16 protein-coding genes, 2 tRNA genes and 2 pseudogenes are annotated in these 17,980 nt (G+C 63.3%); 8 read left to right on the forward strand and 12 right to left on the reverse strand.

Annotated features, from left to right (window positions below; translation table 11 throughout):
- The first annotated feature begins 133 nt into the window (after window positions 1–133).
- The 3 genes from ACEN9O_RS28745 to ACEN9O_RS28755 all read left to right on the forward strand — a co-directional run bounded on the left by ACEN9O_RS28745 (window position 134) and on the right by ACEN9O_RS28755 (window position 4,310).
- Window positions 134–529, forward strand: coding sequence for a BlaI/MecI/CopY family transcriptional regulator (locus ACEN9O_RS28745; RefSeq protein ID WP_495615197.1), 396 nt, complete (start codon window positions 134–136; stop codon window positions 527–529).
- The gene (locus ACEN9O_RS28750; RefSeq protein WP_495615198.1) at window positions 526–2,100 is read left to right on the forward strand and encodes a peptidoglycan DD-metalloendopeptidase family protein; all 1,575 of its coding nucleotides are present in this window, start codon (window positions 526–528) and stop codon (window positions 2,098–2,100) included. Before ACEN9O_RS28745 ends, ACEN9O_RS28750 begins: the two co-directional genes overlap by 4 nt.
- Window positions 2,101–2,186: 86 nt before the next feature.
- Window positions 2,187–4,310 carry a TonB-dependent receptor plug domain-containing protein gene (locus ACEN9O_RS28755; protein ID WP_495615199.1) on the forward strand — a complete coding sequence of 708 codons (2,124 nt, stop codon included), beginning with the start codon at window positions 2,187–2,189 and terminating at the stop codon, window positions 4,308–4,310.
- A 37-nt stretch (window positions 4,311–4,347) separates the two neighbouring features.
- Here the strand turns inward: ACEN9O_RS28755 and ACEN9O_RS28760 are convergent, their stop codons facing one another.
- Complete coding sequence (locus ACEN9O_RS28760) at window positions 4,348–4,653, reverse strand: hypothetical protein (RefSeq protein WP_495615200.1); 306 nt, start codon at window positions 4,651–4,653, stop codon at window positions 4,348–4,350.
- A gap of 107 nt (window positions 4,654–4,760) precedes the next feature.
- Between ACEN9O_RS28760 and ACEN9O_RS28765 the strand changes: the two genes are divergently transcribed.
- A complete protein-coding gene (locus ACEN9O_RS28765) occupies window positions 4,761–5,882 on the forward strand; it encodes a patatin-like phospholipase family protein (protein WP_495615201.1) in 1,122 nt (373 codons plus the stop codon).
- Here ACEN9O_RS28765 and ACEN9O_RS28770 read toward each other — a convergent pair whose 3' ends face one another.
- Window positions 5,883–7,586, reverse strand: coding sequence for an FAD-dependent oxidoreductase (locus tag ACEN9O_RS28770; protein ID WP_495615202.1), 1,704 nt, complete (start codon window positions 7,584–7,586; stop codon window positions 5,883–5,885). It lies immediately after the preceding gene.
- 61 nt (window positions 7,587–7,647) lie between these two features.
- Window positions 7,648–7,995 carry a hypothetical protein gene (locus ACEN9O_RS28775; RefSeq protein WP_495615203.1) on the reverse strand — a complete coding sequence of 116 codons (348 nt, stop codon included), beginning with the start codon at window positions 7,993–7,995 and terminating at the stop codon, window positions 7,648–7,650.
- Between the two features lie 196 nt (window positions 7,996–8,191).
- On the opposite strand from ACEN9O_RS28775, the gene ACEN9O_RS28780 reads away from it, so the two are divergent.
- A complete protein-coding gene (locus tag ACEN9O_RS28780) occupies window positions 8,192–9,229 on the forward strand; it encodes a type II asparaginase (RefSeq protein ID WP_495618553.1) in 1,038 nt (345 codons plus the stop codon).
- On the opposite strand, the gene ACEN9O_RS28785 is transcribed toward ACEN9O_RS28780, so the two are convergent.
- Window positions 9,223–9,858 carry a flavin reductase family protein gene (locus ACEN9O_RS28785; RefSeq protein ID WP_495615204.1) on the reverse strand — a complete coding sequence of 212 codons (636 nt, stop codon included), beginning with the start codon at window positions 9,856–9,858 and terminating at the stop codon, window positions 9,223–9,225. The two genes, ACEN9O_RS28780 and ACEN9O_RS28785, sit on opposite strands and share 7 nt — an antisense overlap.
- A gap of 79 nt (window positions 9,859–9,937) precedes the next feature.
- On the opposite strand from ACEN9O_RS28785, the gene ACEN9O_RS28790 reads away from it, so the two are divergent.
- Both ACEN9O_RS28790 and ACEN9O_RS28795 read left to right on the forward strand, forming a co-directional pair.
- Window positions 9,938–10,666: a substrate-binding periplasmic protein gene (locus ACEN9O_RS28790; protein WP_495615205.1), complete on the forward strand. Its 729-nt coding sequence runs from the start codon at window positions 9,938–9,940 to the stop codon at window positions 10,664–10,666.
- Between the two features lie 81 nt (window positions 10,667–10,747).
- On the forward strand, window positions 10,748–11,185 hold the full coding sequence (locus ACEN9O_RS28795; RefSeq protein ID WP_495615206.1) for a GNAT family N-acetyltransferase: 438 nt from the start codon (window positions 10,748–10,750) through the stop codon (window positions 11,183–11,185).
- A 15-nt stretch (window positions 11,186–11,200) separates the two neighbouring features.
- Here the strand turns inward: ACEN9O_RS28795 and ACEN9O_RS28800 are convergent, their stop codons facing one another.
- Window positions 11,201–11,689 (reverse strand): septal ring lytic transglycosylase RlpA family protein, encoded by a 489-nt coding sequence (locus ACEN9O_RS28800; protein WP_495615207.1) that lies wholly within the window; start codon window positions 11,687–11,689, stop codon window positions 11,201–11,203.
- Between the two features lie 352 nt (window positions 11,690–12,041).
- Here ACEN9O_RS28800 and ACEN9O_RS28805 point away from each other — a divergent pair.
- Window positions 12,042–13,835, forward strand: a pseudogene (locus ACEN9O_RS28805) (CocE/NonD family hydrolase).
- A 127-nt stretch (window positions 13,836–13,962) separates the two neighbouring features.
- Here the strand turns inward: ACEN9O_RS28805 and ACEN9O_RS28810 are convergent.
- The 7 genes and pseudogenes from ACEN9O_RS28810 to folP form a co-directional block, all read right to left on the reverse strand.
- Window positions 13,963–14,247 (reverse strand): DUF6691 family protein, encoded by a 285-nt coding sequence (locus tag ACEN9O_RS28810; protein WP_495615208.1) that lies wholly within the window; start codon window positions 14,245–14,247, stop codon window positions 13,963–13,965.
- Window positions 14,171–14,586: pseudogene (locus ACEN9O_RS28815) on the reverse strand (YeeE/YedE family protein). The gene ACEN9O_RS28810 and the pseudogene ACEN9O_RS28815 overlap by 77 nt, the downstream one beginning before the upstream one ends.
- 100 nt (window positions 14,587–14,686) lie before the next feature.
- Window positions 14,687–15,391, reverse strand: coding sequence for a hypothetical protein (locus ACEN9O_RS28820; protein ID WP_495615209.1), 705 nt, complete (start codon window positions 15,389–15,391; stop codon window positions 14,687–14,689).
- Between the two features lie 19 nt (window positions 15,392–15,410).
- Window positions 15,411–15,487 (reverse strand) — tRNA-Arg (locus tag ACEN9O_RS28825).
- Between the two features lie 73 nt (window positions 15,488–15,560).
- Window positions 15,561–15,637, reverse strand: a tRNA-Pro gene (locus tag ACEN9O_RS28830).
- 71 nt (window positions 15,638–15,708) lie between these two features.
- Window positions 15,709–17,058: a phosphoglucosamine mutase gene (glmM, locus tag ACEN9O_RS28835; protein ID WP_495615210.1), complete on the reverse strand. Its 1,350-nt coding sequence runs from the start codon at window positions 17,056–17,058 to the stop codon at window positions 15,709–15,711.
- Between the two features lie 14 nt (window positions 17,059–17,072).
- Window positions 17,073–17,921, reverse strand: a complete 849-nt coding sequence (folP, locus tag ACEN9O_RS28840; protein WP_495615211.1) for a dihydropteroate synthase — start codon at window positions 17,919–17,921, stop codon at window positions 17,073–17,075.
- Window positions 17,922–17,980 lie beyond the last annotated feature (59 nt).

Here is a 17,980-nt window from a genome sequence, read left to right on the forward strand (position 1 = left end):
AAACTTAATCATAACATATAGAGAATTAATATAAAGCAATGTTACAAATTTTTTGACAACAGATTGATAACAGATTGACTGGCATGCGACATGTGTCGCATAATCGTCCCAACTGTCGCAGAGAGGCCTGACCATGTCCACACCCACTCCCATTCCGTCCGTCAGCGAGCTGACGTTGTTAAAAGCACTATGGAAACAGCAGCCGCTGAGCGCGCGCGAGCTGCATGACGCCGTCGCCGAAGAACTGGGCTGGTCGTTCTCGTCCACCCGCAAGACGCTGGACCGCATGCTCGACAAGCAGATGCTGGCCCAGCACACGGCGCACGGCGTCAACGTCTACAGCGCGCGCTTGGAAAAGGTCGGCACGCTGGCGGCCTTCGCCCACGATTTCGGCACCCGTGTGATGGAGATGGCGGCGCCGCTGCCCGTCACCATGTTCACCGGCAGCAAACTGGTCGACCGGGATGAACTGGCGCAGCTGGAGCAGATGCTGCAGGACTGGCCATCCGACGAGGCAAACAAGCCATGATGCTGGCCTATGTGATGCTGTTCAAATGGATGCTGGCCAGCGTGGGTTGCGTGCTGGCCGGTGCGCTGGTGTGGGCACTGCTATCGGCGGCGCTGCGCTACTGGCCGGCGCTATTGCCGCGGCGTGCGGTATGGCTGGCGGCGCAAGCCGTGACAGTCGGCGCCGCGCTGCTGGCACTGCTGCCGCACAGCGCGCACAACAACCTGGCGCCGACGATGACGCTGAGCGCGGCCGAATCGTCGACCCTGCGGGCCGTCAGCCTGCCAGGCAGCACCGCCGCCGCAGCGGTGGCGCCGGACGCCGCCGCCGGCGACATCGATCCGCCCTCCCTCACCCTGCTGCTGCCCGCGCTGTGGGCGCTGGTGTACGCCGCCGGCCTGGCGTGGATGCTGGCGCGCTGGCTGCGCGCGCGGCGCGTCTGGCGCGGCTTGCTGGCCGCCTCGCAGCGCCTGTCGCCACAGGATCTGCTGGCGCACGGCGCCTTCGACCGCGCCCAATTGGCGGACATCGCCCGTCATCGCCTGGCCGTGATGGAAACCGACGCCGCCATTTCGCCGATGCTGGTCGGCGTGCGGCGCCCGATGCTGCTGCTGCCGCGCCACCTGCGCGGCTTCAGCACCGAACAGCAGCACATGATCATCGCCCACGAACTGCAGCACTGGCGGGCACGCGATCCGCTGTGCCTGGGCGTGGCGGCCTTGCTGCAGACGGTGTTCTGGTTCAATCCGGCGCTGCGCTGGATGAACGCGAAACTGGAATGGGCGCTGGAGCTGATCTGCGACCAGCGTGTACTGGCTGGCCGCCCGCAAGCCCAGCGCAAGCAATACGCCGCCGCCCTGCTGCTTCAATGGAAAGCCCAGACAGCCGCGATGCCGACCGGCGGCGTGGCCTTCGGCGGCATCGACGGTGCCACCGCCAGCGCGCGCATCCGCCAGATGCAGCAGGCGGCGCTGCCGGTGCTCAGCAGCGCGGTCGCCTGGAGCGTCGCCGCGCTGATGGCCGCCGTGCTAGCCGGCGGCGCCTTGCTGCAACCGGCGCTGGCGTTCAGCACCGGCCAGCAGCCATACGCTGTGCCAATACCGGCACCGGCCCTTGAGGCCACGCCTGAAGCGCAGGCCGCCGACGCAAACTGGCGCTACCCGCTCGACAAGATGCGCGTCACCGGCCTGTTCGGCGTGCGGCGCGCCGTGATGGCGACTCCACACAAAGGCATCGACATCGCCGCGCCGAGCGGCACGCCTGTACATGCGGTGGCGGGCGGCGTGGTCGTCAGCGCCGGTGAGCTGACCGAGAACACCAGCCGCTACGGCAAGACGGTGATCCTGCAGCACGGCGCGCAGCGCACCCTGTACGCACACCTGACCAGCATCGACGTCACCGCCGGCGCCACCGTCCAGGCCGGGCAGCAGATCGGCACCGTCGGCGAAACCGGTTTCGCCACCGGTCCGCACCTGCACTTCGAAGTCCGGCAAGGCGAAAACGTCATCAACCCGGCCACCAGACTGGCCAACCTGGACGCCTACACCACCAAGCGCGCCCTGCGCGTGCGCCAACAGCAGCAAGGCTACTAGCCCACGCCACCGATGCCCTCCAAGCCGCAGCCTCCATGCTGCGGCAAGGGGGAGTGTCGCCCGCGTTTTTGAAAACAAGGAAGAATATGCAGCTACATCATATCGCCGGCAGCCTGCTGCTGGTCGCCGCCAGCGCACATGCCACCGACAGCGAGCCGCCGCAAGTGAAGGTCAGCAGCCAGCGCGCCGACCAACGCCAGCGCGAGACCACCACCAGCATCGTCGTCAACCACGAGGACATCATGCGCCAGGGCGACCAGACGCTGGCCGACGTGCTCAAACGCCTGCCCGGCATCAGCATCACCGGCGTGCCGGGGCGCGGCGGCGCGATCAGCATGCGTGGCCTGGGCAACGGCTACACGCAGATCATGCTGAACGGCGAGCCTGTGGCGGCGGGCTTTTCGCTCGATTCGGTGGAGCCCGAGATGATCGAGCGGATCGAGATCATGCGCAGCGCCACGGCGGAATTCAGTAACCAGGCCGTCGCCGGCGCGATCAACATCATCCTCAAGAAGGCCGTCCGACGCGGCCAGCGCACGGTGAGCGCCAGCCTGGCGCACCACGACGGCGTCGACACGCCGGCGCTGTCGGCCACGCTGTCGGACCAGGACGCTGGCTATTCCTACAGCCTGGCCGCGACGCTGACGCGGAATCGCAGCGCGGCGACGTTCGCCGACCTGGAAGAAAACAGCAATGCGAACGGTGCCATCATCGAGCAGCGCCGCACGGCGAAGGCGGAATCCGGCCGCAACGACGCCCTCACCGTCACGCCGCGCCTGAACTGGAGCTTCGCCGGCGGCGATACGCTGACCTGGCTGGGCTTCGCCAATCTGCGGCGCGTCGACAAGGTGCACAGCGAGGACGAGACCGCGGTGCTGGGCCCGCACAGCCAGTATCCACGCAGCCTGAACCATTTCGCGGCCAACTTCAGCATGCTGCGCAGCGACCTGAATTGGACGCATCTCATGGAAAGCGGCGCCAAGCTGGAAACCAAACTAGGCCTGAACGACAACCGCCGCAACGGCGCCTTCGACTTCAACGGCATGGATGCCGACGGCAAGCCCGCCGGCCGCCACCACGTCGATTCCGGACCGTCGGAGACCAGCGTGACGGTCAGCGGCACCTATCGCCACCCGGTCGGCGAGCGCCACGCGATCGCGCTGGGTTGGGACGCCAGCCACGCCGTGCGCAACGAGGACCGCAGCGAAACCCTGTTCGACGCCAGCGGCGCGCTCACCGGCAGCAACAACGCCGACTACCGCGCCAACGTCAATCGCCTGGCCTTGTTCGCGCAGGACGAATGGCAGGTCACCGAGCGATATTCGCTGTACCTGGGCCTGCGCCATGAGAGCCTGTCCACCTCCAGCCGCGCCGAAGCCGCCAACGCGCCCGATGCGCTGGACTTGCGCTCGCAGGTGTGGAGCCCTTCGCTGCAATCGCGCTATCAGCTGCCGAACAAGGATGTGCTGCGGCTCGCGATCAGCCGTACGTACAAGGCGCCGTCCCTGGCGCAGCTGGTGCCGCGCCGCTACACCAACGACAACAACAATAACCAGACCAATCCCGACGAACAGGGCAATCCCGATCTGCGGCCGGAGCTGGCCTGGGGCATGGACGCGGCCTACGAGCACTATCTCGGCGCTGGCGCCCTGCTCAGCGCCAGCACCTATGTGCGGCGCATCCGCGATGTGACCTTGACCCGTTTGTTCCAGCAGGACGGCGAGTGGGTTGAGGCGCCCTTCAACAGCGGTAACGCCAGCGTGCGCGGGATCGAATTGGAAGCGAAGCTGCCGCTGTCGCCCCAGCTGGACTTGCGCGCCAACCTCGCGCGCAACTGGTCGCGGGTGGACAGCGTGCCGGGGCCGGACAACCGCCTGGAAAACCAGGTGCCGCTCACGGCCAACCTGGGCGGCGACTATCGCCTGCCCGGCGCGGCATGGACGTTCGGTGGGAACCTGAACTACCAGGCCGGCGGCCCGGTGCGACAATCGGCGCTGGTGCAAATGAACACCAGCCCGAAACGCGAACTGGACCTGTACGCGCAATGGAAGATGGATGCGAAGATGCAGTTGCGCATCTCGGCCAGCAACCTGCTACGCCAGCAGTCCAGCGAATCGCACGAATACGTCAATGAAGACGGCCGCCGCTACCGCATCTCGCAAACGCCGACCAGCGCCACGCTGCGCATCCTGCTGGAACATCAACTTTGAACGAACACTCACAACGCCGCGCTGCGGCGCCGATCAACTACCGTACGTTACGCGCAATGAAATAGACCGCGGCTGTCAGGGCGGAGCAGACCACGGTCATCCAGGAAATCAGTTTCCAGGTCTGCGCCTGCATGGCTTTATAGAATTCCACTTTTGAATCGGAAACCGAAGTCCTGACGGTTTCAATTTGTGCCTTGACCATTTCAAGATCCGCCTTCGTTGCATAGTGTTCAACAATGAAGGCCACCTGAACCTGCAATGTCGCGATGTCAACGCGCATCGCCTCATTGCTGGCCAATAAGGCCTGCACAGCTTTCTCTATCTTGGTGAGTTGATCATCCATGCGTCAATTCTTCACCTGTCGTGCACTACCGTCAACCGGCGTTCACGCACGATATGGTCTATATCAATTTCCATAGCCGCGAAGCCTGCTGTGGTATGGTTCGGTTTATGACGCAAGCACAAATTCAACCTTGGCAACAATCGTATAAACCGTATAAACGCTGCATGGTGCTGGGCGGGGGCGGTTTCCGTTTCGGCATATACATCGGCATGTACGCCGCGCTGCGGCAGGCGGGGCGCGCTCCCGATATGCTGCTGGCCAGCTGCGGCGGTGCGATCGCCGCCGCCATCATCCACAACCTGCCCGACCCGGACGCGCAACGCGCCTGGCTGTCGTCGCCGGAGATGTACCAGTTCTGGTGCAGCCTGAAATCCACCCAGCGCGCAGACCTGATGGGCAGCTTGATGCGCGCCGCCAAACGCAAGCTGTCCACCGCCAGGGCGCCGCTGATCCCCGACCTGTTCAGCGACTACCTGTTCGAGATTCCGCCGCAGCTGCCCTTCCCGCCCGCCACCGGCACACCCGACGTGGACGTGGCCATCATCGGCGGCAAGCTGCTGTTCGACGAATCGGCGGTAGGCCAGCCGCGCGCGGGACGCAAGCTGTTTGCGCAGACGGTGTTCTGCGGCGAACACGCCGCGGCGCTGCTGCAGAATATGCAGTCGCCGCTGAGCGACGCGCGCTGGGGCCAGCACGCGGTCGCGCACGAACTGCTGGTCGACGGCAGCGTGCCGCTGACCGACGCCGCCCGCATCTCCATCGCCGACATGATCTACTTCCGCTGCCAGCAGTATCGCGGCCAGGAATACATCGGCGGCGTGCTGGACCTGTTCCCGGTGGAGATCGCGCGCCGGCTGGGCGCGGAAGTCATCATGGAGTTCAAGGAAGCGTTCGACCAGGTGTTTGCGATTCCCGCCTGGCGCTCGGTGCTGGGCATCGACGGCAATGCGCGCCTGCGCTACGCCAACACCCACCTGGCCGACCTGCGCATCGATTCCTCGGATGTGTCGGTGGTGCTGGCCAAGCAGCAGCTACAGCAAAAGCTGGACTGGCGCCGCAACCGCATCGAGCTGGCGATGCCGCCGACCTACGACACCTTCGTCCAGCACATGAACGACCAGTGGCAGTATGGTTACGACCGCGCGCAAGAGGCGCTGGCGCATGCGCCGGGCAAGCACCCGGCGATCCGCCGCGCCACGCGCCACAGCAAGCCGCTGCGCAGCGTGTGATCAGTCGGAGGCCAGCACCTGGTGCAGCGATTGCACCGCCGCCGAGCCTTCGCCCACCGCCGCCGCCACCCGCTTGACCGAGCCGCTGCGCACATCGCCAACGGCGAAGATGCGCGGCCGGCTGGTCTCCAAGAAGTGCGGACCGCGCTCCAGCGACCACTCCGCCGCCGGCACCTGCGGGCCGGTCAGCACGAAATTCTTATCGTCCAGCGCCACGCAATCGCCCAGCCAGGCGGTGTTCGGCTCGGCGCCGAGGAACAGGAACAGATGGCGCGCCGGCGCGGTCTTCACCTCGCCGCCCGCCGTTTGCCAGCAGATGTGTTCCAGCTTGTCCTCGCCTTTCAGTTCGACGATCTGCTTGCGGGTGTGCAGCGTGATGTTGGGCGCGGCCTCGATGCGCTGGATCAGGTAGCGCGACATGCTGGCCGCCAGGCCGTCGGCGCGCACCACGATGTGCACGTGCTTCGCGTGCGCGGCCAGGAACACCGCCGCCTGGCCGGCCGAGTTGCCGCCGCCGACGATCACCACTTCCTCGTTTGCGCAGAACGTCGCTTCCATGAACGAGGCGCTGTAGTAGACGCCCCGGCCCTCATAGCGCTCCAGTCCCGGCAAGTCCGGCTTGCGGTAGCGGGCGCCGGTGGCGACCACGATGGAACGCGCGCGCAGCCGCTCGCCGCTGTCGATGGCGATCTCGAAATCCTGGCCTTCGCAATCGACCGAGGTGACGCGCACCGGCACCGCCACCTCGGCGCCGAACTTGCGCGCCTGCGACAGCCCGCGTCCCGCCAGCGCCTGGCCGGAGACGCCGGTCGGGAAGCCGAAATAGTTTTCGATCTTGGAGCTGGAACCGGCCTGGCCGCCGGGCGCCTTGGAGTCGAGCACCGCCACGCTCAGGCCTTCCGAGGCCGCGTACACGGCCGCCGCCAGTCCGGCCGGGCCGGCGCCGACCACCACCAGGTCGAAGGTGCGGCCGTCGATATTGTCGGGACTGAGGCCGATGCCGTCGGCCACCTGGCGCAGGGTCGGCTGGCGCAGCACCTGGCCGGCCGGCGTGACGACGACCGGGATGTCGGTTTCGGTGACGCCGAAGCGCTCCATCATCGCCGCCGTCTCGGCGTGCAGTTCGGTGTCGAAGTAGGCGGTGGGCTGGCCGTTACGGGTCAGGAAGTGGCGCAGGATCAGCGTCGCCTGCGAATGGCGGGCGCCGAACACCACCACGCCGCCGGTCTGGTCCTGCATATAGGCCACCCGCCGCAGGATGTAGGCGCGCATGATGGTCTCGCTCAGCGCCGCCTCGGAGATCACCAGCGTGCGCAGGGATTCCTCGCTGATGACGATCATCTCGCTGTCGACGGTGGCGCGGCCGCGGGCGAGGGCCGCGCGGCCGGCCAGCGTGCCCATCTCGCCGGTGAACATGCCGGGACCATGGGTGCTGAGGACGACCTTGCCGAGCGCCGAGGCGCGCTCGATCTCCAGCGCGCCGGTGATGATGACGTACATCGAAATGTGGCGGTCGCCCTGCTTGAACAGGATGTCGCCGGCCTTGAAGTGTTGCCGCTCGCCGTAGCGGCTGAGCAGCTCAAATTCCGCCGCGCTCAGCGTCGGCAGGATCTGGTGCAGGCGGTTGGCAATGTCGGTGGATGCGGCGATCGGAAACTCACCGACGCCTGCCGTGTTTTTTGCGTTTGTTGGTTCGATGCCCATGCGTGTCCTCGGTCAGATCCGCCCATGATAGCGCTAATCGCCGAGCACGGCAGGCCGGGGGCTATCGGCACAACTGGTTCCAGTTTTGCTCGAACTCGGACGGCGACACGTCCTGCGCCAGCAAGGTCAGGTCGCGCGCCACCGAGATGTAGCGCTGATAGCCGATGTAGGCGCCGAAGGCATCCTTGGCGTTGAACTCGCCGCAGGTGGCGCCGCCCTTGCCTACGACTTGGTTGCGGAACATCGCCGACGACGGTTCGCGCACCTTTTCCTTCACATATTTCTCGCCCAAACTGGTCAGCGTCGCGGCTTCTTCTTGCCGCTTTTCCGCCGCGCTCTTGCCGCAGGCGGCCAACACGGCCATCAGCGCCAGCACCGCGACCCCGCGCGTGGTGTTAGCATAAATCATAATATTTTCTCTTTTTTAATTTTCTTACAGCAATTATCTATCTCAGCATCATCTCACACCACCCCTAACGCGGCAACGGTACGCATTGTTGACAGCCCGGCGATTTGTTACCATCTCAAGCTTTATAGCCAGCTCAGGAGATCGCATGACCCATCCAATGCCCGCACGGTTCCTCAAGGCCATGTTTGCCTGTGCAATGTTACTTAGTGCCTATGCCGGGGCTGCGGAAAAAGCCGCCGCCCCGCTGGCCCATGTGACCATCCTGGCCACCGGCGGCACCATCGCAGGCAGCGGCGCCACCAGCACCACCACGGTCGGCTACACCGCCGCCACGGTAGGCGTCGAGCGTCTGATCCAGGCTGTGCCGGAACTGGCCAAGGTGGCCCAGGTCAAGGGTGAGCAGGTGTTCCAGATCGCCAGCGAAAACATGAGCAACGAGCATTGGCTGACCCTGGCCAAGCGCGTCAACACGCTGCTGGCCCAGCCTGACGTCGATGGCATCGTCATCACCCACGGCACCGACACGCTGGAAGAAACCGCCTACTTCCTGGACCTGGTGGTCAAGAGCAAGAAGCCGGTGGTGCTGGTCGGCGCCATGCGTCCGGGCACCGCGCTGTCGGCCGACGGCCCGATCAACCTGTACAACGCCGTGCTGCTGGCCGCCAGCCAGGAAGCCGTCGGCAAGGGCGTGCTGGTCGCGATGAACGACCAGATCCATGGCGCCCGCGACGTCACCAAGACCAACACCTCGACCCCGGACAGCTTCAAGACGCCGGAACTGGGCATGCTGGGCTACATCCAGGGCAACAAGCCTTACTTCTACCACGCGTCGACCCGCAAGCACACGGTCGACACCGAGTTTGACATCAGCAAGCTCGATGCGCTGCCGCAGGTCGACATCGTCTACGGTTACGCCAACGTCAGTCCGGTGGCGCTGAACGCGCTGGTGGCCGCTGGCGCCAAGGGCATCATCCACGCCGGCGTCGGCGACGGCAGCCTGGCAAGCAAGGTCGTGCCTTCGCTGACCGCGGCCCGCAAGCAAGGCGTGCTGATCGTGCGTGCGGCGCGCGTCGGCCAGGGCATCGTGGCCCGCAACGGCGAAGCCAACGACGACGAGCTGGACTTCGTGGTGGCCGATACGCTGAATGCGCAAAAGGCGCGCATCCTGCTGATGCTGGCACTGACCAAGACCAGCGACAGCAAGGAAATCCAGCGCATGTTCTACACCTACTGACCGGACTTGGGATAGCCTGGCCGCCGCATGTGGAACAGGCTGTCCCGGTTGATCTCGAAATAATCGGCCGGGCCGCCGCCACGCAAGATGGTCTGCGAGCCCGCCGTGTCGTACACGCCATCGCGCAGCAAGCGCTGCGCGATGTGCACGCCCACCACCTCCCCCATGATCAGCCAGCCGTCGGTCGGCGCGCCGGACGCGTCTTGCAGGCGGATGATCTGAGTGCATTTGCACTCGAAGGCCACCGGGCTCTCCGCCACGCGCGGCACCGCAACGATGGTCGACGGCGCCGGCGTCAGGCCGGCCAGCACGAACTCGTCCACTTCCGGCGGCGCCGGCGCGCAGCTGGCGTTCATCGCCTCGGCCAGGGGCCGCGTGGCCAGGTTCCATACGAATTCGCCGGTCTGCTCGATATTGCGCAGCGTATCCTTGCGGCCTTGGCTGGAAAAACCGATCAGCGGCGGCGTATAGTTGAACGCGTTGAAGAAACTGTAAGGCGCCAGGTTCAGGGCGCCGTCCGCGCCGCGCGAAGAGATCCAGCCAATCGGGCGCGGCCCAACGATGGCGTTGAAGGGATCGTGCGGCAGGCCATGGCCCAGCGCGGGTTGATAGAAGTAACGGTCTTCCATGGTGGCTCCAGATGACGCTGCCGCGCCGGTTGGGCATTTTCGCACAAGCCCCCGGCCCGACTACAGGTATGATAGCTAAATGAGGTTGCCCACGATATTTTTCATCGGCTTGCTGACGGCGGCGCCGGTCAGCGCCGACGAGCTGGTCTATGTCGTCTCCACCGGCAGCGCGATGCCAATGACGGACTTCCGCGACGGCGTCCTGGTGGGCGGCCTGCTCAAGGACTTCGGCGATGCGCTGGCGCGCGAGTTGCGCCTGACGCCGCGCTACCTGAGCGTGCCGCGCAAGCGCGTGGAGGTGCCGCTGGCCGGCGGACAGGCCGACATCCTGTGCGACCTGCGGCCGGAATGGCTGGACGGCAAAGACTGGCTGTGGTCGGAGGCCATCTTCACCAACAACGAGATCATCGCCACCCGCATCGATACCGCGGCCGTGCGCCGCGTGGGCGAGTTGCGCCGGCAGCGCATCGGCACCATCCTCGGCTACCGCTACGCCCCCCTGGAACAGCCGCTGGGCGGGGAATTCATCCGCGACGACACCGCCAGCGACGACCACAACCTGTCCAAGCTGTTGCGCAAGCGCTTTACCTACATGCTGACCAATTCCTTGTATTTCGATTATCAGCGCAAGGTGCACCCGGAAAGAGCCTTGCTGAATCCGGTGGCGTTCAAAGTGTCCGCCTTCGACACTTACTGCGCGCTGCCACAACGGGGCAAGCTGAGCTTGCCGGCGCTGGACAAGGCGATCCAGGCGCTGAAACGACGCGGAGAAATCCAGGCCATGCTCGATCGCTTCCGCCCTGACTGACGCAACAATTTATACAAATTATTGCTTGCATTCCAATCGTGCGCGCCTCAGGATAAGGGATACCCTTAGACTGATCCACCTATGCGCCTGGAATTACAATTCGTCCCGCTCAAGTCAGCGATCCCTGCCAAAGTGCTGCACGCCTACCGCCAGGACGCCAACTGGCCCTCGCAACCCGAATTGCCGCACGACCCGCGCGGCAAGGTTGTGTGGGTCAGCGTGGAAACAAACGGCAAGCAAATCGCCATCGCGCGGCTGGAGCTGGCCCCGCCTGAGTTCTGCGCCGTCAGCGAGGTCATCGTCCGCAGCAAATACCGGTCGCAGGGCGTGGGCCGCTGGTTCATGCAGCGCATCGAACAATATTGCAACAACTTCGGCATCCGCCGCCTGGTGCTGCAGGCAGCCAACGGCACCGAAAAATTCTACGAGTCCTTGTCCTTTCACACCGATCCCTATCTACCGATGTTGCTGAAAAAAGACGTCAATCCGCTGCTGCCGAAGATGCTCCTGGCACGATAACGCCGTCGCGCCGGGCTAGTGCGACTTGTCCGGCGGTGCCGATGCGGCCTCGGTCTTGGGCGGTAGCTTGAGCGGCGTGACGGCCACCGGGGCGACACCGTTTTCCTTCATGTCCAGCTTGTCAGCGGTCTTGGGCGTGACGTCGATGATGCGGCCGTCCACATACGGACCGCGGTCCTTGACCACGACCACATCGCTCTTGTTATTTTCCAGATTGGTGACTTTGGCGACCGTACCCACCGGCAACGTCTTGCTGGCGGCGGCATTGCTGTCGGGCTTCATGGGCTCCCCATTTGCCATTTTCTTGCCACGGAAACGGCGGCCATAGTAGGAGGCCTTGCCTTTGCGGGTTTTGCCGGAACGGTCGAGGTGATGGCCGGATGGCGAGACTTTCCCCACCTTTTGCTTTTCCGCATGAGCCTGCTTCGAGGGCGCCGCCTGCGGGTCTGCGGCTAACAACAGCCACAGCGCCGGTCCCAGCAGCAATGTGCGCAGCGTCTTCATAACGCGCATTGTAAGCCTTGCGGGCGGCGCACCGCGTCTCGTTGAACGTCGGGTTGTTAACAAATTCTGTGGATAAGGCTGTTAACAAGAGTCAAGCGCGACAGCCAAGTGTTTGTTTAGAAAGGGAAAAATATCGCTGCGTAAAATTGTCGCAGTAAAAGTTATCCACTGGTATTACACTGGGCGGGTTTGACTTCTCATTAACAAGGAATTCATGAAACCACGTCTTACTGCCCTTGCCCTCGCCCTGATACTGGGCGGCCTTTCCTGCCACGCCGGCGCCGCCGATGCCGGCGCCGCGCCGAAATACAGCCTGCGCGAACATTACACCAAGTACGAATTCCGCATCCCGATGCGCGACGGCGTGCGCCTGTTCACCGCCGTCTACGTGCCCAAGGACGCCGGCAAGAGCTACCCCTTCCTGGTCCAGCGCACGCCGTACAGCGCCGGCGTGCAGTCGGGCGGCGAACTGCACTACGGCGTGGATTTCTACCCTGAACACATCGGCCCCTCGCAGGACTTCGAGGACAGCGGCTACATCTTCGTCAAGCAGGACGTGCGCGGCCGCTACATGTCCGAGGGCAAGTGGGTCGAAATGACGCCGCACGTCAATCCCACGCGCGCCAAAGGCCAGGGCAACGAGAGCGAAGACATGCATGACACTGTCGAGTGGCTGCTGAAGAACGTCGCCAACAACAATGGCAAGGTCGGCATCCTGGGCACCTCCTACCCTGGCTTCTACACCTCGGCCAGCATCATCGATTCGCACCCGGCGATCAAGGCGGCGTCGCCGCAAGCGCCGGTGACCGACCTATTCATGAACGACGATTCCTATCATGGCGGCGCCTTCATGCTGGCGGCCAATTTCGATTTCTACTCGGCCTTTGTGGAGGCGGAAAACCCGACCCCGCTGCCAAAAACCTAGGACCATTTCGACTACGGCAGCGCCGACGGCTACGAGTTCTTCCTGTCGCACCTGACGCTGTCCAGCATCACCGGCACCCTGACGCCGAAACAACGCGCCCTGCTGCTGCCGACCATCGAACACTCGACCTACGACGAGTTCTGGAAAATCCGCAACATCGCGCCGCACCTGAAGAACATCAAGGCCGCCGTGCTGACCGTGGGCGGCTGGTACGATGCCGAAGACCTGCAGGGCCCGCTGACCACCTACAGCAGCATCAAGCACAACAATCCCGGCATCTACAGCGGCCTGGTGATGGGTCCATGGTCGCACGGCGCCTGGGGCCGTTCCGACGGCAAGAGCCTGGGCTACGTCAAATTCGATGCCAAGACCGGCGAACAGTTTCGCAGCAACATCCTCTATCCCTTCTTCGAGCAGCACCTGAAAGGCGTGGCGAACAAGAATGTGTCGGAAGTGTATGCGTTCGAGACCGGCAGCAATGTGTGGCGCAACTATGCAGCCTGGCCGCCCAAGCAAGCCCAGCCGCGCACCCTGTTCCTGGGCCCGAACGGCACGCTGAGCTGGAAACAGCCGGCCGCCGGCGAGGCCTACGACGAATATGTGGCCGATCCACGCAAGCCGGTGCCGTTCACGGCTTATCCGGCGCTGGGCGCCCCCAAGGAATACATGGTCGGCGACCAGCGCTTCGCCTCGTCGCGGCCGGACGTGTTGACCTACCGCAGCGAGGCGCTGGAAGAAGACGTCACCCTGGCCGGGCCGGTCAAACCCAGGCTGTTCGTTTCCACCACCGGCACCGATGCCGACTGGGTGGTCAAGCTGATTGACGTCTATCCGTCTGCTTATCCTGGCGCGGGCGAGGACGAGGAACACGGCCCGGACGTGCCGAAACCAAGCCTGGCGATGGCTGGTTACCAGCAACTGGTACGCGGCGATCCGCTGCGCGGCAAGTTCCGCAACAGCTTCGAGAAGCCAGAGCCGTTCACGCCTGGCAAGGTGGAGGCGGTCAATTACGCCATGAGCGACGTCAACCACACGTTCCGGCGCGGCCACCGCATCATGGTGCAGATCCAGAGCTCGTGGTTCCCGCTGGTGGACTTGAATCCGCAGACGTTTGTGGATATTCCAAAAGCCAAGCCAGAGGACTTCCAGAAGGCAACGCAACGCGTGTACCACGCGCCGGCCATGTATTCCGGCGTGGAAGTGCAGGTATTAGGCAAGTAAGGCGGGAATGGCTGCCGGTTGTTAACAAATTCTGTGGATAAGCTTGTTAACAAGCCAGGCAGCCATCGGCTAAGTAATTGTTTCAGATAGAGAAAATGGCGCTGCGCAAAATAGTCGCAGCGTCCAGTTATCCACCGCGCCGGCGTTCGAGCAATTCAAATATCCCCATCCCGGCCAGTATTGCCAGAACGAATATAATCGCCTTCGGCAAGCCCATACCCAGCCCGACCAATGCCGGCCCGGGACAAAATCCCGCAACTCCCCAGTCGGCGCCGAATAATATCGAACCAAATACCAGGCGACGGTCGATTTTAGTCGCGGCCGGCAGTTTAATTTCAGCCCCTAGCAATGTAGTCTTGCGGCGACCGATATAAGAAAAAGCAAGGAAGCCCACGACTATAGCGCCGCACATAACAAATATCAGCGATGGAGCGGGGAGAAAGCCGGGATATTCCACATACGCCATGTCCGCTGGTGCAACTGGATCCGTAGCGCGTTGTTCCCACGCCCACCAGCAAGCCCGCGACGATTAATACGCCATAATCTGCATCGATCTGCACATGCGGCCAGGCGTAAAACACGCCATAAACCAGAGGCGCCTATATCAGGCCGGCGACGAACGTAATACGCCACAGAATGTCGGCCGGCACGGGTGTAGCAGGCCGCCAATAATTCCGCTAATGCCGGCGATGCGGCCATTCAACAAAATCAGCAGCGCTGCCGCCGCGCCAATCAGCGCTCCGCCCAGCAACGCGGACTAGGGCGTGAAGTGCAGACTATCGATTACCATTCGGATCTCCCAGGGCTACACGCCAGAAAGCGGCGTGAACAAGCTAATAATTGGCACAATTCTACTCTCCCAACAAGGCAAGCGACTCCAGCCATGCGGCTTTCCACGGACGCAGATCCGGCTGGGTGGCAAACGCCTTCTTCAGATGCGACATCGGCACGCGATACACATCATTCAATCCCAGCGCCAACGTGACCGGATTCCACAAATGGGTATTTTTGCCGGCGCGGGAGTTTTTCCTCACCCTGGCGCCGTCATCGCCGAATATACCTATGCCACCGGCCAGGGCTTTCTCAAGATCCAGCTTGGCCATGCCGCCAAAGATACGAAGCACCTCTTCCTTCGTGATTCCTTTCAGAATCTCCTTCGGCGGCGGAGCAACGACTTCTTCTTTCGGATTCAATATATTGTCCAATAATTCGGCGATATCCCTTTGAAAGAAACGCAGCGCATCCAATGGCATGGTGATGCCTGGAGGTTTGAGCTTGAAAGAAATCCGGTCCGAATCCCGTGTCATGCGAATTAATACATCGCCGCTGCCGGCGATCAACCGCTGGGTATCTTCGATAAAGAATATCGGCGCCGGATATCGGGTAATCCCCTCGGCGAATAGTCCGGCATATTCTTCCGTATAGTCCAGCCATACATAAGGAGTTAAACCCGTTTCCAGCAAACGCGCCAGATTCCACGGCGTGCCAGTCTGCTCACATAGCCATGAACAGGTTTCTTCGGTAGTTGCATTATTCGGGGGTGTGCCGGATGTCATACTATTATGAATAAGAATTTGGCCTGCCCAGCAGGAATCGAACCTGCGACCCTCAGCTTAGAAGGCTGATGCTCTATCCAACTGAGCTATGGGCAGATATGTTCGCGGCAAGAATATGCTGCGGAAATGAAAAACGGGCTGTCTTTCGACAACCCGTTTTAAAAGTTCTTGGTCGGAGTACAAGGATTCGAACCTTGGACCCCCTGGTCCCAAACCAGGTGCGCTACCGGGCTGCGCCACACTCCGAAGACAGTATTCTAACGCTTGGCTCCCGCTACGTCAATGAAAGGCCAATAAATTATTACACTGCTGAAATTTTACGCAGCCAGCTGGGTTTCTACCTTGTCCGCGATACGGCGGGCCATCGACTGCGCATCGGCGGCGTTACGTGCTTCGACCATCACGCGTATCAAAGGTTCCGTGCCCGATGCGCGGATCAGCACACGGCCGCTGTCGCCCAGTTCGCGCTCGACCAACTCCTTTTCCGCGACCATGGCCGCGTTCTTGGTCCAGTCGAAGCCTGGCGAGACGCGCACGTTGACCAGCGCCTGCGGGAAGATCACCAGCTCGCCGGCGCACTGCTCCAGCGATTTGCCGGCCCGTTTCAACGCCGACAACACTTGCAGCGCCGAGATGATGCCGTCGCCGGTGGTGTGCTTGTCCAGGCACAGCAGGTGGCCGGAGCCCTCGCCGCCCAGCAACCAGCCCTTGTCCTTCATCACTTCCAGCACGTAGCGGTCGCCGACCTTGGCGCGCGCAAAGCCGATGCCCTTCTCCTTCAGCGCCACTTCGACCGCCATATTGGTCATCAGCGTGCCGACCGCGCCCGCCACCGGGCCGGTTGCCAGGCGATCCATGACCATCAGGTACAGCAGCTCGTCGCCGTTGTACAGGCGGCCGTTGGCGTCGCACATGATCAGGCGGTCGGCGTCGCCGTCCAGCGCGATGCCGAGGTCCGCACCGTGGGCGCGCACGGCGGCGGCCATGGCATCCGGCGCCGTGGCGCCGTGGCCCAGATTGATGTTGAAGCCATCCGGCTTGTTGCCGATGGCAATCACTTCGGCGCCCAGCTCGTGGAACACGTGCGGCGCGATGTTGTAGGCGGCGCCATGGGCGCAATCGACCACCAGCTTCAGGCCGCGCAGGTCCAGCTCGTTCGGGAAGGTGCTCTTGCAGAATTCGATGTAGCGGCCGTGGGCGTCGTCCAGGCGCTTGGCGCGGCCCAGTTTTTCCGACGGCACGCAGTCCATCGGCACGTCCAGCGCGGCCTCAATCTCCAGCTCGACCGAGTCCGGCAGCTTGGTGCCCTGGTGGGAGAAGAATTTGATGCCGTTGTCCTGGAACGGGTTGTGCGAAGCCGAAATCACCACGCCGGCCGACAGTCGCAGCGCGCGCGTCAGGTAAGCGATGGCCGGGGTCGGCATCGGGCCGGCCAGCATGACGTCCACGCCGGCGGCCGAGAAGCCGGCCTCCAGCGCCGCTTCCAGCATGTAACCGGAAATGCGGGTGTCCTTGCCGATCAGGACGGTCGGGCGCACTGCGCCGCTGCGGGCGCGCACCAGCACCTTGCCGGCCGCGTAACCGAGCCGCATGACGAAGTCCGGCGTAATCGGCGATACACCCACCAGGCCGCGGATGCCGTCGGTTCCAAAATATTTACGTGACATTGTGTGTTCTCTTATCATTGTAGGTTAGTTCCTGCCTGCCATACTTTTAGCGCATCCACCGTTTCCGCCACGTCGTGCACGCGCACGATCAGCGCGCCCTGCGCCACCGCCGCCAGCGCGCCGCCGACGCTGCCGGCCATGCGTTGCTCGACCGGCTTGCCGGTCACCGCGCCCACCATCGATTTGCGCGACAGGCCGGCCAGCAGCGGCACGTCCAGTTCGGCAATCAGCTGCCCGGTGGCTTTCAACAAGGCGTAATTATGCTCCACAGTTTTGCCAAATCCAAAACCTGGATCGATGCAGATTCGACGCGGATCAATGCCGGCAGCTGTCAGCGCTTCGATGCGCTCGCGCAGGAAGCCGATGACTTCGGCCACCACGTCGGTATAGCTGGGCGCCAGCTGCATATGCCGGGGATCGCTTTGCATGTGCATGATACACAAGCCGCAGTCGCTGTCGCTCACCGCATCGATGGCGCCGGGCGCACGGAAGCCGTTGATGTCGTTGATCATGTCGACGCCGGCGATGATAGCTTCGCGCATCACCTGCGGCTTATAAGTGTCGACCGAGATGGCCGGGCCGATGTCGCGCAGCGCGTACAGCACCGGCATCACGCGCTGCAGCTCCTGCTCCAGCGGCAGCGGCGGCGCGCCGGGGCGGCTGGATTCGCCGCCGACGTCGATGATGTCGACGCCATCCAGTATCATCTGCTCGGCATGCGAGATGGCGAACTCCAGCGACTGGTGCTGGCCGCCGTCGGAAAACGAATCGGGGGTGACGTTGAGGATGCCCATCACGCGGGCGCGGACGCGCTCGCCACGCCACGGATAGTTGAAACGGCCAAACTGTAAAGTAGATCGCATGTAAAACCGGAAGAAAAATAAAAAAAGGGCGAGGATCGCTCCCCACCCCTCTATCTTAG

This window comes from Duganella sp. Dugasp78 (genome assembly GCF_059491455.1).